Origin of the sequence: Myceligenerans indicum (assembly GCF_016742955.1) — a bacterium.
GTDB classification, from domain to species: Bacteria; Actinomycetota; Actinomycetes; order Actinomycetales; family Cellulomonadaceae; genus Myceligenerans; species Myceligenerans indicum.
In genome coordinates this window covers 1-13904 of the sequence record NZ_JABBYC010000070.1, presented here as the reverse complement: position 1 = coordinate 13904, position 13904 = coordinate 1, and the positions used below count along the sequence as shown (strand labels likewise).

Below are 13904 nucleotides of genomic sequence, written 5' to 3'. Positions count from 1 at the left end.
AGATGTGTATAAGAGACAGCGTCGACACCTTCCTCGACACCTTCTCCGACCCCACCCTCACCTGGCCCGACCTCGCACGCCTCCGCGCCCTCACCGACCTGCCCATCCTCATCAAAGGCATCCAGACCCCCGACGACGCCACCACCGCCCTCGACCACGGCGCCACCGGCATCATCGTCTCCAACCACGGCGGCCGACAGCTCGACAACGCCCCCGCCTCCCTCGACGCCCTCCCCGCCGTCGCCCACGCCGTCCGGAGCCACACGCCCGGCGCACCCGTCCTGTTCGACTCCGGGATCCGCACGGGGGCCGACGTCTTCGTCGCCCTCGCCCTCGGAGCCGACGCCGTCCTCCTCGGCCGCCCCTGGGTCCACGGCCTCGCCCTGGCCGGAGCCGACGGCATCCACGCCGTCACCCAGCACGTCCTGGCCGAACTCGACATCACCATGGCGCTCGCGGGTACCGCGACGGCCGGGGACATCGGCCGGCACAACCTCGCCGGGCCTCGGTCGTGAGGCCCGCGCGCCGCCCCGCCGCGACCCGTGGCGACGGGCACGGTGCCCACCGGCCGAGGCGTGCCGTTCCGGCCGGTCACGGACCGCGCTACCTTTCGTTCATCCGAACTGAGGAGAGTTCCGTCCCATGAGCGAGAACGCCGCCCCCACGACGGGGCTCGAGCTGCAGGCCGACGCCGAGATCCCCCGCAGGCGCGTCATGGCCTGGGCCCTGTGGGACTGGGGCACGCAACCGCTGAACACGGTGCTGATCACCTTCGTGTTCGCCGCCTCCTACCTGACGGGCTCCTCGTTCGTCGACCCGGCGGTGGCGCAGCTCGGGCCGGGCAACGAGGCCTACGACCACGCCCTCGCCCAGCTGGCCTCGAACTACGGGTACGCCGGCTTCATCGCGGGCATCGCCGTCCTGCTCCTGGCGCCGGTCATCGGTCAGCGGGCCGACGTCACCGGACGGCGCAAGCGATGGCTGGCGGGGACCACGCTCGCGCTCGTCCTGCTGCAGTTCGGGCTGTTCTTCGTGTACGCGGACCCGCGCTACTTCTGGCTGGGCGCCATCCTGATCGGCCTGATGCAGGTGGTGCAGGACATCGCCGGCGTGAACTACAACGCGATGCTCGTGAGCGTCTCCACGCCCCGCACCGTCGGCAAGGTGTCCGGCCTGGGATGGGGGATGGGCTACGTGGGCGGGATCGTGGCGCTCGCCGTGGTGATCGTCGCCAACCTCTTCGACTTCTGGGGGATGCCCACCGACAACGGTCTCGGGTACCGGGTCATCGCCGTGTTCTGCGCCGTGTGGACCGTGGCCTTCACGCTCCCGTTGTTCTTCCAGGTACCGGAGGCGCCCGCGGCCGGGCGCCGCGAGCAGGCCGGGTTCTTCCGCAGCTACGCCATCGTCGGGCGGGACATCGCGGGGCTGTGGCGCGAGGCGCGGCCGACGTTCTGGTTCCTCGTCGCGTCGGCGATCTACCGGGACGGGCTGACGGGCGTGTTCACCTACGGCGCGATCATCGCCGCGCAGTCGTTCGCCTTCCCCGAGACGACGGTCCAGGCCTTCGGGCTGGCGGCCCTCTTCGTCGCGGGTGCGGCCGCGTTCGCGGCCGGGTTCCTGGACGACCGGTTCGGGAGCCGGGCGGTGGTGCTCGTGTCGCTCAGCGGGCTGGTCGTGGCCGGCGTGGCCATCGTCGCCCTGCACTCGCTGGGGCCCGTGGTCTTCTGGGCGGCCGGCCTGTTCCTCTGCCTGTTCGTGGGTCCGGCGCAGGCCTCGTCGCGGTCCTTCCTGGCGCGTGTCACCCCGGCGGGGCGGGAGTCGGAGGTGTTCGGCCTGTACGCCACCACGGGCCGGGCGGCGTCGTTCATGACACCGCTGCTCTGGGGTCTCGTGCTGGACATCACCGGGGCCACGATCTGGGGGACGCTCGCGGTGCTGTTCGTGGTGCTCGTCGGGCTGGCGCTGCTCCTGCTGGTCAGGGAGCCGTCGCGGCGTCCGGTGCACGTCTGATGACCTGCTGGTCAAGGCCGGGCCGGATTAGCCCTGTTCTCGCGGCGCCAGTAGCATCGGCCCGGCATCGCGGGCGCCGCGCCGTACGGCCTGCCGTCCCCTCTGCCGCGCCGAGAGCATGACAGGCGCCGACGCGTGGTCGGGAGCCCACCTGTTGAACGACCGATGAGACCTGTGAGGGGGAATCGCAGCGTGTCGATCGAGGCGAGTCCGGGTTCGCCGTGGTCCGCGGGCGCCGCCGTGCCGCTGCGCCCGGAGGACCCGCGCCGTCTGGGACCTTACCGGCTGCTCGGCGTGCTGGGGTCGGGTGGCATGGGCACCGTGTACCTCGGCCGCACGCCGGACGGCGAGAAGGTCGCCGTCAAGGTCGTCCGCCTGGACCTGACCGGCGAGCTGGAGTTCCGGGAGCGGTTCGCCCGCGAGGTCGATGCCGCACGCCGGGTCGCGGGCAGCCACACCGCGGGGCTGGTCTATGCCGACCCGCACGCCCGCCAGCCGTGGATGGCCACCGCGTTCGTGCTCGGCCCCTCGCTGCGGGAGGCCATCAGCGAGTCCGGGCCGCTGGACGTCCCCACGCTGCGCGCCCTCGGTCTCGGGCTCGCCGAGGGGCTCACCACCATCCACGGGGCGGGACTCGTGCACCGGGACCTGAAGCCCGGGAACGTCCTGCTCACCACGGGCGGTCCGCGGATCATCGACTTCGGCATCGCTCGTGCCCTGGAGGCCACCGCGCTCACGTCGGTCAGCCAGGTGCTGGGCACGGCGTCGTACATGTCTCCCGAGCAGGTGCGTGGTCACGAGGCCGGTACGCCGTCGGACGTGTTCTCGTTCGGCTGCCTGCTCGCCTACGCCGCGACCGGCAGGCCGCCGTTCGGCAGCGGCCCGGCCGAGTCCGTCGCCTACCGCGTCGTGCACACCGAGCCCGACCTCGACGGCGTGCCGCGCGAGCTGGCGCACCTGGTCCGCGACTGCCTGGCCAAGGACCCCGCGGCGCGGCCGACGCCGCAGCAGATCGTCGGCCGTGTCACCCGCGACACCACCAGGCCCGTCACCTGGCGGACCACCCCGGCGCTGAACACCATGATCGCCTCGCGAGCCAAGGCGGTCCGTGTGCTGGAGGCCCGCGGAGACGCGGAGGAGACCGAGGAGTTCAGCCCGCTGTCCGACGACGTCCCCCCGGCCCCCGCGCCGGGGGACCGGAGGGGGGCCGTCGTCCGGATCGTCGCGGCGGCCGTCGCGGGGCTCCTCCTGCCCGTGGGGGCGTGGGCACTGTACGACCGTCTCGCCCACCCCCCGGCCCTGGAGGTCGTGCCCGACGGCTGGTACACGATGCAGGGCGAGCACCTGGAGGGCGATCCGGACCCGGAGCACTTCGTCGAGATCACGATCACCAGCGACAGGCCGGGCGAGCAGGTGCTGGTCGGGTATGCGGCCACGGTCGTGCGGGAGGACCCCGCAGCGGGCGAGGATGCCGCGGCCGGCGACCCGAGCACCGCGCAGGTGGGCAACGAGACGGGTTTCCTCGTCGAGACGCCGTGGCACGGGAAGATCCCGGTCGACGAGGACGTGCTCGCGGTCGGTGCCACGGGCAGCGGCGCGGAGGGGGAGATCAGCTGCAGCATCTCCGTCGGCGGTGCGCCGGTCGTGAGTGCCACGGCGCCGTCGACGTCGTCGTGCGTCACGCCCTTCGAGGGCAAGGGCGCGCTCGTGGCGAGCATCCGCGCGGCGCGCGCGACCCCGACGGACGCGGCGACGATGCCTGTCCGGGAGGGCGACGGCGCTGCGGGAGGCGCTGCTGAGGGGGGCGCTGCGGAGGGAACTACCGTGCGGCCTGCTTCCGACCTGGAAAAAAGTGTGCCAAGCGGCTCTGCCGAGGCTCCGGACGGCGAGGGCGTCCTGGGAACGGTGCCGTGACAGCCTCCACCGGGAACGGCGTCCCCGAGCGTGCTGTGCGGGAGGGTGCGGTGCGGGAGGGTGCCGGGCCGGAGGGTGCTGGGTCGCAGGTCGGCGGGCGGGAGATCGGCGGCCGGGAGATCGGCGGGCCGGCGGGTGTCTCGCTCGCCGGGACCCGCGCGGAGCTCACGGTGGGGGAGGTGGCCCGGCGTTCCGGCGTCGCCGTCTCGGCGCTGCACTTCTACGAGCGGCAGGGCCTGATCGTGAGCCGTCGCACGGGCGGGAACCAGCGGCGGTACCGCCGCGACGTGCTGCGCAGGGTGGCATTCATCCGCACGTCGCGCCGGGTGGGGATTCCACTCGCGCGGATCGCGCAGGCGCTGGCCGCCCTGCCGGAGGACCGGGCGCCGAGCCGGAGCGACTGGGCCCGGCTGTCGCGCGTGTGGCGCCAGGACCTGGACGCGCGCATCGAGCAGCTGGAACGCCTGCGCGACACCCTCACCGACTGCATCGGGTGCGGCTGCCTGTCGCTACGGACCTGCGCGCTGAACAACCCGGACGACGAGCTCGGGGACTCCGGCACGGGCCCTCGCCGGCTGCTGGTCGCCGGCATCGAGGACGCCGGCATCGAGGACGCCGGCATCGAGGACGCCGGCATCGAGGACGCCGGCATCGAGGACGCCGGCATCGAGGACGCCGGCATCGAGAACGACGGCATCGAGAACGACGGCATCGAGAACGCCGGCATCGAGAACGCCGGCATCGAGAACGCCGGCATCGAGAACGACGGCATCGAGAACGACGGCGGTGTGGGGGAGCGCCGGGCCTGAGCGGCCGGACACGAGCGTCGGTTCGGGAGCGGTGAGCCCGGTGGCGGCGAGTCCAGGGCGGTGGCGGCGAGCTCAGGGTGGCGGTGAGAGCTCAGGGTGGCCGCGTGGTGCGTTCTGTCCCGTGCCGCATTCTGCCTGGTCGCGTCTTGGGCCGGTCGTGTCTTTGGCCGGTCGTGTCCTGGGCTGGTCGTGTCGTGGGCTGGTCGTGCGGCGGCCGCGAGCCGGAATCAGTTCGCGAGGGCTGCTCTCACATGTGCGAGCACGCCGTCGGCGCCGGCCTCGATCTGGTCGAGGCATGTCTCGAAGTCGTCCGGGCCGCCGTACCACGGGTCGGCGATGTCAAGGAGCCCGTCGAACGGGACGTCGCCGAGCGGGGTGTCGCGGAGCGGGGCGTCGTCGTGTGCGGTGACTGCCGGATCGAACGACCGGTAGAGGCGTACGTCGACGGTCGGGTCGAGCGCACGCAGGTGGCGCGCGTGCCGGGCGGTCATGGCGAGCACGAGGTCGCGGGAGCCGACGTCGGTCGCGGTCGCCCGGCGGGCGACGTGGTTGTTCCCCGCGGTGTAGCCGCGCCGCGCGAGGGCGACGCCGGCGCGGTCGTCGATGGGGTTGCCGTGCTCCTCGTCGCTCACGCCGCTCGAGTCGACGACGACGTCGAGCCCGGCGGCCTCGAAGTGTCGCCGCAGGACGATCTCGGCCATGGGGGAGCGGCAGATGTTGCCGGTGCAGACAGTCATCACGCGATAGGTCACGGGGAACATTGTCCCGGACCGTCGGCAGCGGTCGGGCGGTACGGGGCTGCGCGTTCGGCTGCCAGCGCCGTTCGGTCGGCACCGTTCGGTCGCTGGCACCGTTCGGTCGCTGGCACCGTTCGGTCGCTGGCACCGCCGGCTCGGCCAGGGCTGCGGATGGTGGCGTCGACGAGGCGCGGATCCGGCGCACGGGCGACCAGGGCTCCGGCGTGTCCCTGGTGTGTGCGGTTGTGCGGCAGGGACGCCGACGGCGTGGCTGTGGATGGATAGCTTATTCACAGATTCTGTCATCAAGTGGTATGTCGAACGGTTGTTCGTTAGCGTGAGTGGTGGCAGCGGGAACGGGATCGCTTCGGGCCCGGGACGGCAGTCAGGGTCGAGGCCGACGGCGATCGAGGGAGGTGAGTGCGAATGCAGGTGAACGGTCGAGCGAGCGCGGGTGGCGGCCGGTCGATGGAGGCGCTCCTGGTCGCGCTCGAGTCACTGACGGGTGAGCTCGTCGCGGCAATGAGGCCGGACGCCCCGGAGGTCGCGCCAACGAGCGGTGGCTCGGCTCACGCGGAGGCGTTGGTCGATGCCGTGGCCCGGCTGCGGATGGTCGGACATCGGCTGGAGGTGCTGCGCACGACGTTCCTCCCGGTGATAGACGAAGCCGGCCTGTGGGCGCTGACGGGGGCGCGCACGTTCGCGACCTGGCTCGCTGCGACCGAGCGGATCGGCAGGGTGACCGCACGCCGTGAGGTGCGTACCGCGACGGCGCTGCGGGACGTGCTGCCCGCCGCCCGGCAGGCGGCGCTGGAAGGGCGGCTCGGGCCGGAGCAGCTGCGCGCGATGGTGGACCTGGCTCCGACCAGTCGGGCGCGCAAGGACGCGCTGGCCGCTCCGGTGCTCGACGAACCCTTCGCCGACGGACGTCATGCCGACGGGCGCTTGAGCGACACGGACGGACCGAAGGATGCGGACGGACCGAAGGATGCGGACGGCGTCGCGGAGGCCGACCGGCCGCTGCCCGGCGGCGAGGCCGCCGGGCCGGACCACGAGGATCCCGCTGCTGGCAGCGTCGACCCGCTGGCTGGCGCCGAGGTGGGGAGCGCCTCCGGGACGGGCCTTGGAGCGGACCGCGCCGACGGCGTCGGCCGCTTCCGTGCGCCCACGTGGGAGGACCAGCTGCTGGAGTGGGCCGGAGACCGGCAGGTGGAGGACTTCCGCGGACTGGTGCGGTACTTCGCCCGTCGCGCCGACCCCGAGGCTGACGAGCGTGGGCTGCGCAAGGCCCAGGACAAGGAGTACCTGAGCGTGGCTCCCACGATGGACGGTTTCCACCTGGCCGGATTCCTGACCGTGGAACACGGCCAGGTGGTCGCCACCGCACTGGAGTCGGTGACGGGTGCCCCTGCGGCGGGGGACGACCGCACGTCCGGGCAGCGGCGTGCCCAGGGCCTGGCGGATCTCGCTCGCAGCGTCCTGGACAACGGTCGCGTGGGCACCGGCTCCGCCGTGCGCCCCCACCTGAACGTGACCGTCTCCTGGAGCGAGCTGCGCGACCTGACCCGACGTGGCGACGACAACGCGCGCGACGTCCTGCTCGGCTCCCGAGCCGACGAACCGCCCCGCACGCGTGGGCGCTCCGGTGGCGTCGCGACCGAGCCGTCGCGGGGGAGCGGACGGGTCGGCTCGTTCCCACCGGGTGCGACCGCGCTGACGCCGACCCCTGCGGTGATCACGGACACCGCGACCCCCGTGCCTGCGAGCCTGCTGCGTCGGGTCATGTGTGACTGCGAGGTCACCCGCATCGTGTTCGGCCCCGATGGGGCTGTTCTGGACGTCGGGCGTGCTCGGCGCACCGTGACCGGACCCATGCGACGCGCGGTCATCGCGCGCGACAGGCACTGCGTGTGGCCCGGCTGTGACCAGCCGCCGTCGCGCTGCGAGGTCCATCATGCGGTGCGTCACTGGGCCGACGGTGGTCACACCTCGGCCGAGAACGCCGCACTGCTGTGCTGGCACCACCACGACCGCGTCGACGGTCAGCACATCGCCATGCACTGGACCGGCAACATCAACGGGACCCGCCACTCCGGTTGGACCCTCACGGACCGCAACGGCCGCGAGATCACCGCCGGCCGCCGTCCTCCGGAGACCCCAGCGGCCGAAGGTCGCGACGGCCATGCCGCCCGGGGCGGGCAATCCCCGCAGGTCACGCGAAGGGAGCGACGCAAGCAAGCCGTACCTGCCGCCGCGCGGAGCGCCTGGCCACGAGACACCAACACCTACAAGCCCTCCCGCACCACGCCGGCCAGGCGACGGCCCCGCGCCGCCGGCGACGTCCCAGCGCCCCTGGGGAGCCCGGCGGCTGCCAGGCCTGGCAGATCGCCGTCAGGGGATCCACGCCGTAGCCGAGAACGCGCACACGGCACACGCCGAGAGCCGGCCAAAGGCTGATCGCTGATCCTGGCCGCCTGCCTTGCCCTCGCGACAGCCCATTGAGCAATGATAAAAAAGTGTGCCAAGCGTTGAGTTACAACCTCGCCGACTTCAGTCGTCACCTACCCTCATGTCCATGACGCGAGTGCTCGTCCTCAACGGACCCAACCTCGGCCGCCTCGGCGTTCGGGAGCCAGAGATCTACGGACACGCCACGCTGGCGGACCTGGAGAAGGCGGCAGGGGAGTGGGGCGCCGGCCTGAACCTGGATGTCGAGGTCCGCCAGACCGACGACGAGGCGACGCTCCTGAGCTGGCTTCACGAGGCCGTCGACACGGGGTCGCACGTCGTGCTCAACCCCGCGGCGTTCACGCACTACAGCTACGGCATGCGCGACGCCGCCGCGCAGGTGACCGACGTCGGTCTCACCCTGGTGGAGGTCCACCTGTCGAACCCGGCGACCCGGGAGTCGTTCCGACACCTCTCGGTGGTGGCCGGCGTGGCAACCGGCACGATCGCGGGCTTCGGCTTTGAGGGCTACCGCCTCGCGCTGGAGGCGGTGGCGTCACGGGTGGCGTGACGGTGTGCGTGGGGCGGCTTCGCGGAGGGTCGCGACCTGGTGACGAGGATGCGCGGCGGGTCTGCGACGGGCGGCTCTCTGCGACGGCTTCGTGCAGGACGGTCCCGCGTCGTGCGGTCGACGGTCAGTCGGCATCCCATCGGGAGAGTGCTGCGCGCAGGCGGGTGGTCTCGTCGGGCGTCAGATGCGGGTCGAGCGTGTCGAGCCATTCCTGGCGGTCTGCGGGACTCAGGTCGTGATGTTCCGTCTCTGATCCGCGGCGCCGGATCGTCGCGCCGTTCGCAGTGAGCGTCACGTGCCGGTCACCGATCTGCCGGGCAACGATGAGTCCTGCCGTGGGAAATGCGAGTCGGGTGACGTGCTCGTGTAGTGATGGCCCAGTTCGACGTCCGAAGGGCGGGCCGGAAGCGCATCCGTGGTGTGCTGGACCTCCCAGCTTCCGTTCCGGAGCCGCGAGAGCTGCCATGCGGCGAGCCCGCCGTCGTCCACCCGCGAGACCAGGAAGCGTCTGCCTTCCTGGACTTCGTCAAGTCCGTCCAGCAGAGCGATCGGGTGCAGGATGCTCAGCCCGAAACCTGGGTCGCACAGCAGCCGCGCTCCGTCCAGGGCAACCTCGACCACGAGACGGGTGCGCCCCGACACGGCGCCGCGCGCAGGATCGCCGACGCGGGCGAGGCGCCGTGTCACGGAGTACCCGAGCTGGTCCAGTGCTGCCGCGAGGATGGTCGAATGCTCGAAGCAATACCCGCCACGCCCTCGTCCGACGAACTTCTCCTGCACCGCGTCGAGGCTCACACCAGGATGCTGCCGCAGAAGCACATCGATGTTGTCGAAGGTGAACGTGCGCACGTGCTGCTCGTGAAGTTCGTCGAGCGCGGCACGGCTCGCAGATCGGTCCGGCACCCCGAGCCGGGCAAGATAGCCACCCAGGTCGAGGCGATCGGAGTGCCAGGCATCCGGTGCAGTGGTCATGTGGCGATCGAAGACCCTCAACCGTGGTTGACGTCAAGTCCTGTGAGTAGCGGTGCTTCCGTTCTCATGCCGCGCTTCAGCTCGAAGCGGGGAGGCGAGCACCGTGCGGCGAGGCTCCATCAACCCTGGAAGTAAAGCTTATGGCTAAAGTTGAATGGACTTAAGGTGTCAACCGTTCATCCCGCGCCGGCAGCGATCGCCGTATCAAGGCCGACCAGGGCAAGGCCTGCAACGGCGACCAGCCAGCTGGCAAAGCTTCCGATGAGGAAGTATTCCGAGACGGGATTGGGTCGGACGCCGGTCGTAGCGGCCTTGTGGTCGGCCTTGACATCTGGATACCGGAGGAGCCCCTTCGCTGCGACCACGGCTGCTGCCGCAGCGAAAGCACCCGTCATGCCGAGCCCCAGGATGAACAGGCGCTCCATCGACCCTAGTACCCGGCCGCTCTTGAGCCTTTGCTCCCCGGGCGCCGTCGGCACGCCGACGGCTTCGAGGGTCAGGCGAACGATGATGTTCGCCGTGGCCAGCTGAGCCAGCGCGACACCGAGAACCAGCACGGTGCGGTCGTACGGGATGGATGTGAGCGGGCCTGGAAAGAGGGGCGGCCACGGGCTGGTGCCGTCGTCGGCCACCAGCAGGCAGAGTGCCACGCCGACGAAGAGACCCGCGAACGCCGCAAGGCGTGGGGCTCGCCGCGTTCGTGTCGCCAGCGCTTCGGCTGAGCCGAGGGTCCAAGCAGCCAGGGCCATCGCCAGAGGGAGAGCGAGGAGCCAGTCGCGGCCGTTCCGTCCGCCGGTGGCAAGCAACAGTGCAAGGGCGACAAGCCCGATGACCAGAACACCGATGCGACGGCGCCTCGAGGTGTCGTCGTTCGACGCTCGAAACAGATCGCTCACGCCGAGCGCCCCCAGGAACGCTCCCAGTACTGCCATCATCCTGCCTTTCCGAAGGTGATCTGCGCGTCGTGTGCCGCACGAACGCCTCTGGCGAAAGCCTGGCTGACGGCAGACTCGGTGATGCCCTCGGCCTCGGCGATGGCGCGCTGGGACTGCCCCTTCAGGGCAAGGAGGAGCATCCTGTGCTGGCGGGCGTTCAGAGTCGCGACCAGCGCATCCCGAGCAAGCAGGAAGGCGTTGACGAAGGCGGGGTCCGGGGTGTCGTCACCGTCCTGCGGCCCGACATACAAGGTGCCGCGCTTTCCCTTGAGTGTCTCGATGGCCTCTCGCGCCGCCCACCATCCGGGGCCGTCCTGCAGCAGCGGGCGACGATCGCCGTCGTGCACGGTGACGTCGCCGTAGCCGAGACCGAAGCGCATGTCGGCATCGGGCGCGAGCTCCAGTCGGATCACGAGGGTTGCGAGAGTGGCGTCGCCGATCGTGGCGAACCCGCCCTGGATCTCGTCCCCGACAGTGGGTTCGAGGAGCTGCATCGTGTCGATGGCCTCGTTCACCTGGTCCAGGATCTGGCCGACCCTCCGCTGGAGCGCGGCACGGTCCGGGGCCTCACGAGATCCGATGAGGTCACCGATGAGCGTGAACATGGCCGAGGGGCTTCTCCTTAAGTCATCGACACTTAAGCACTGACCTGAGTGTTGCGTATCCGCAACAGTACAGGTGGGAAGCGGAGTCGCCAGTGCCAACTCTCGCGGCGCGCGTCCCTTCAGGAGTGCCCAGGCCGATCGGCTCGGAATGCTTCCTGGTCATGGCGACATAAGGGATCTACCAGTATCATCCGGACTAGATCCGGCCACGGCGCGAGTTGGAGGAATCGGACGGCGGGCTCGCACCGAGTGGCCGGCGGGAGCAGGGAGCGCAGGAGGCGAGAGCGCGGTGAGTTGGTGGGGATCTGGCCGTGTCCGGCGTGACTCCCGGTGGCTGGCGCGTCGACCGGATACCACTGCTCCGGTCGAGCCCGGCGAGGCTCTCGACGCCCAGTTCGTCCAGTCGATGCTCCAGCTGACCATCACGAACGCCGACGTCAAGACCAGCGTCCTCGTCGCGGCGATCGCCCTGACGTTCGGCGTCGGAACGCCGTCGATTCCCTTCGAGCAGGCGCTTGTCCCGGGAGCGGGCCTGGCCGTGGCAGGTGCAGTGCTTGGTGTGGTCGCGATCGTCCTGAGCGGGATCGCCGGCTTCCACCTGGTGCTTTCGCTGCGCCCGCGGATGAAGAACCGGGAGTTCTCCCGCTACTCGCTGCCCGACATCGTCGCCGCCTCGGTCGACGAACTCACCGAACGTGGACCAGGGACCGATCGTCGTGAGGCGTGGGTCCAGGTCAAGAATCTGGCCGACATCTCGGCACGAAAACACCATCACATCCGCCGCGCGCTCGCCTACTACCCGGCGTCGATGGTGCTGATGGTCGTCGCGGCCGCCATCGGCATCGTCGTCCGCACAGCACCGATGTGAGCGGGTGGCGGGGTCCCCGTTAGACTGAGGCGCTACTCCAGAACTTCCCGGTCGCGACGCCCCGACGTCGTGCCCGGCCCATCATCCGAACAACAGGAAGACGAACGTGGCAACCTCGAACGACATCAAGAACGGCACCGTGCTCCGCATCGACGGTCAGCTCTGGACGATCATCGAGTTCCAGCACGTCAAGCCGGGCAAGGGTGGCGCGTTCGTCCGCACCAAGATGAAGAATGTGCTGTCCGGCAAGGTCGTCGACAAGACGTTCAACGCGGGCATCAAGGTCGAGACGGCGAACGTGGACCGTCGCGACTACCAGTACCTGTACATGGACGGCACCGACTACGTGTTCATGGACAACGACACGTACGACCAGATCATGATCAACCCGCAGACGATCGGTGACGCGAAGAACTTCATGCTCGAGGGCATGCAGGTGATGGTCGCCACCAACGAGGGCCAGCCGCTGTACATCGAACTGCCCCAGTCCGTGACGATGGAGATCACGTACACCGAGCCGGGTCTGCAGGGCGACCGTTCCACGGGTGGTACGAAGCCCGCCACGCTGCAGACGGGCGCGGAGATCCAGGTTCCGCTGTTCCTGGAGCAGGGCACGAAGGTCAAGGTCGACACCCGCACCGGCGACTACCTGGGACGGGTCAACGACTGATTCCGAGGTGCGGCACGTGGCGGGGCCCGAGGAACGTGGCACTCGCCCGGAGCGGAACCGAACGAACCAGTCGTTGCAGAAAGGAACCTGATGGGCGCCCGGACCAAGGCACGCAAGCGCGCGGCCGACATCCTCTTCGAGGCCGAGCAGCGGGACATCGATCCCGCGAAGCTGCTCGCCGACCGTGTCGCGACTCCGTACACCGAGGCGCCGGTCCCGCAGTACACGGTCGAGATCGTCGAAGGTGTGCTGGAACGGCTGGAGCGCATCGACGAGGCGCTGGAGACGTATTCGCACGGCTGGACGCTGGAGCGCATGCCGGCCGTCGACCGCGCGATGCTCCGGATCGGCGTGTGGGAAGTGCTGTTCAACGACGACGTGCCTGACGCCGTCGCGGTCGACGAAGCCGTCGAACTCGTCGCCGGCCTCTCCACCGACGAGTCGCCGGCGTTCGTGAACGGCCTGCTCGGCCGGATCAAGGACATGAAGCCCAGCTTGCTCGCGTGAGACGCGCCGGAGCGGGCCCTGGCGGGCACGGTCATCAGATGGCCGTGCCCGCCAGGGCCCGCTCCGTGTTTGTCTGCCGGGTCTTCGTGACCCGCCGGTCGTGACCCGCCGGTCGTGACCCGCCGGTCGTGACCCGCCGGTCGTGACCCGCCGGTCGTGACCCGCCGGTCGTGACCCGCCGGTCGTCATCCACCGGACGAGGCCGCCGCACGCGTGCGGCCGCCCACCCGCCGGTCGTCACCCGATGAAGGAGGGATGCCGCCCGGAGCTCGCGGTCAGTTCTCCCACCCCGGATCCCGCCCGCACCACGCGGCGAGCCGGTCGTAGGCGGGAGCGTCGTCGGGCACGGGCACGACGTCGGCGAACGGGACGTGCTCGCCGCGCTCGGCGGGGACCCCATTCCTCGCGATCGGCAGCGCGATCTCGGCCACGGCGCCGTCCAGCTCGTCGCGGCGTCCGGTGGCGACGGCGAGGTCCCACGCATGTGTGGCCAGCTCGCTGACGTACATGGCTGCCGCGGTCCGCAGCGTGGCCTCACCCCAGGGCGCGGCGACAGACATGTCGAGATCCGCCGCGGCGAGCGCCTGGTCGGTCCGTGCGCGGCCCTCGTCCCAGGTGGTGGTCCAGTTGTCGGTGGGTGGCCATTCGCGGGGGACCTCGCTGAAGTGTCCGCCGTCGGCGACGGTGCCGATGCGGCGGACCACGGCTTGGAGGTGGTCGATGAGCCGGGCGACGTCGTAGTCGGTGCAGGGGGTGGGGTTTGCGGCGTGGGTGCGGTCGGTCGTGGTGAGGAGTCTGCCGGCTTGGTCGAGGGCGAGGTGCAGTGCGGGGCGGGGGCTGTCTCTTATACACATC

14 protein-coding genes and 1 pseudogene are annotated in these 13904 nt (G+C 70.7%); 9 read left to right on the top strand and 6 right to left on the bottom strand.

Annotation, left to right across the window (positions count from 1 at the left end):
- The 4 genes and pseudogenes from HGK34_RS20685 to soxR all read left to right on the top strand — a co-directional run.
- Positions 1-515, top strand: a 515-nt coding sequence (locus HGK34_RS20685; RefSeq protein WP_201851013.1) for an alpha-hydroxy-acid oxidizing protein, incomplete at its 5' end; no start/stop codon positions are given.
- Between the two features lie 127 nt (positions 516-642).
- Positions 643-2013 (top strand): MFS transporter, encoded by a 1371-nt coding sequence (locus HGK34_RS20680; RefSeq protein ID WP_201851011.1) that lies wholly within the window; start codon positions 643-645, stop codon positions 2011-2013.
- A 192-nt stretch (positions 2014-2205) separates the two neighbouring features.
- Positions 2206-3927, top strand: a complete 1722-nt coding sequence (locus HGK34_RS23360) for a serine/threonine-protein kinase (RefSeq protein ID WP_201851009.1) — start codon at positions 2206-2208, stop codon at positions 3925-3927.
- A gap of 119 nt (positions 3928-4046) precedes the next feature.
- Positions 4047-4505, top strand: a pseudogene (gene soxR, locus HGK34_RS23045) (redox-sensitive transcriptional activator SoxR); the annotation flags it as partial.
- A 458-nt stretch (positions 4506-4963) separates the two neighbouring features.
- Here the strand turns inward: soxR and HGK34_RS20665 are convergent.
- Positions 4964-5497, bottom strand: a complete 534-nt coding sequence (locus HGK34_RS20665; RefSeq protein WP_372433172.1) for a low molecular weight protein-tyrosine-phosphatase — start codon at positions 5495-5497, stop codon at positions 4964-4966.
- A gap of 402 nt (positions 5498-5899) precedes the next feature.
- Between HGK34_RS20665 and HGK34_RS20660 the strand changes: the two genes are divergently transcribed.
- Both HGK34_RS20660 and HGK34_RS20655 read left to right on the top strand, forming a co-directional pair.
- Positions 5900-7930 carry an HNH endonuclease signature motif containing protein gene (locus tag HGK34_RS20660; protein ID WP_201851007.1) on the top strand — a complete coding sequence of 677 codons (2031 nt, stop codon included), beginning with the start codon at positions 5900-5902 and terminating at the stop codon, positions 7928-7930.
- Positions 7931-8048: 118 nt separating this feature from the next.
- Positions 8049-8492 carry a type II 3-dehydroquinate dehydratase gene (locus HGK34_RS20655; protein WP_201851005.1) on the top strand — a complete coding sequence of 148 codons (444 nt, stop codon included), beginning with the start codon at positions 8049-8051 and terminating at the stop codon, positions 8490-8492.
- Positions 8493-8616: 124 nt separating this feature from the next.
- Here the strand turns inward: HGK34_RS20655 and HGK34_RS20650 are convergent, their stop codons facing one another.
- The 4 genes from HGK34_RS20650 to HGK34_RS20635 all read right to left on the bottom strand — a co-directional run bounded on the left by HGK34_RS20650 (position 8617) and on the right by HGK34_RS20635 (position 11004).
- Positions 8617-8787: a hypothetical protein gene (locus HGK34_RS20650; protein ID WP_201851003.1), complete on the bottom strand. Its 171-nt coding sequence runs from the start codon at positions 8785-8787 to the stop codon at positions 8617-8619.
- Complete coding sequence (locus HGK34_RS20645; RefSeq protein ID WP_201851001.1) at positions 8784-9464, bottom strand: arylamine N-acetyltransferase family protein; 681 nt, start codon at positions 9462-9464, stop codon at positions 8784-8786. Before HGK34_RS20645 ends, HGK34_RS20650 begins: the two co-directional genes overlap by 4 nt.
- A gap of 176 nt (positions 9465-9640) precedes the next feature.
- The gene (locus HGK34_RS20640) at positions 9641-10396 is read right to left on the bottom strand and encodes a hypothetical protein (RefSeq protein ID WP_201850999.1); all 756 of its coding nucleotides are present in this window, start codon (positions 10394-10396) and stop codon (positions 9641-9643) included.
- Entirely contained in the window at positions 10396-11004 is a 609-nt protein-coding gene (locus HGK34_RS20635; RefSeq protein ID WP_201850998.1) for a SatD family protein, read from the bottom strand. Before HGK34_RS20635 ends, HGK34_RS20640 begins: the two co-directional genes overlap by 1 nt.
- A 289-nt stretch (positions 11005-11293) precedes the next feature.
- Between HGK34_RS20635 and HGK34_RS20630 the strand changes: the two genes are divergently transcribed.
- From HGK34_RS20630 to nusB, 3 genes are all read left to right on the top strand, one after another.
- Complete coding sequence (locus tag HGK34_RS20630; protein WP_201850996.1) at positions 11294-11872, top strand: Pycsar system effector family protein; 579 nt, start codon at positions 11294-11296, stop codon at positions 11870-11872.
- 106 nt (positions 11873-11978) lie between these two features.
- Positions 11979-12542, top strand: coding sequence for an elongation factor P (efp, locus tag HGK34_RS20625; RefSeq protein WP_201850993.1), 564 nt, complete (start codon positions 11979-11981; stop codon positions 12540-12542).
- A 90-nt stretch (positions 12543-12632) separates the two neighbouring features.
- The gene (nusB, locus tag HGK34_RS20620) at positions 12633-13049 is read left to right on the top strand and encodes a transcription antitermination factor NusB (protein WP_201850991.1); all 417 of its coding nucleotides are present in this window, start codon (positions 12633-12635) and stop codon (positions 13047-13049) included.
- 275 nt (positions 13050-13324) lie between these two features.
- Here nusB and HGK34_RS20615 read toward each other — a convergent pair.
- A partial coding sequence (locus HGK34_RS20615; protein ID WP_201850989.1) for a TIGR03086 family metal-binding protein occupies positions 13325-13904 on the bottom strand: 580 nt, incomplete at its 5' end.

Bases quoted from the DNA above. Each gene is read 5' to 3' on its own strand.
- HGK34_RS20680 (WP_201851011.1), top strand. From the start codon at position 643: ATGAGCGAGAACGCCGCCCCCACGACGGGGCTCGAGCTGCAGGCCGAC.
- HGK34_RS20665 (WP_372433172.1), bottom strand. From the start codon at position 5,497: ATGTTCCCCGTGACCTATCGCGTGATGACTGTCTGCACCGGCAACATC.
- HGK34_RS20660 (WP_201851007.1), top strand. From the start codon at position 5,900: ATGCAGGTGAACGGTCGAGCGAGCGCGGGTGGCGGCCGGTCGATGGAG.
- HGK34_RS20655 (WP_201851005.1), top strand. From the start codon at position 8,049: ATGACGCGAGTGCTCGTCCTCAACGGACCCAACCTCGGCCGCCTCGGC.
- HGK34_RS20645 (WP_201851001.1), bottom strand. From the start codon at position 9,464: ATGACCACTGCACCGGATGCCTGGCACTCCGATCGCCTCGACCTGGGT.
- HGK34_RS20640 (WP_201850999.1), bottom strand. From the start codon at position 10,396: ATGGCAGTACTGGGAGCGTTCCTGGGGGCGCTCGGCGTGAGCGATCTG.
- HGK34_RS20635 (WP_201850998.1), bottom strand. From the start codon at position 11,004: ATGTTCACGCTCATCGGTGACCTCATCGGATCTCGTGAGGCCCCGGAC.
- nusB (WP_201850991.1), top strand. From the start codon at position 12,633: ATGGGCGCCCGGACCAAGGCACGCAAGCGCGCGGCCGACATCCTCTTC.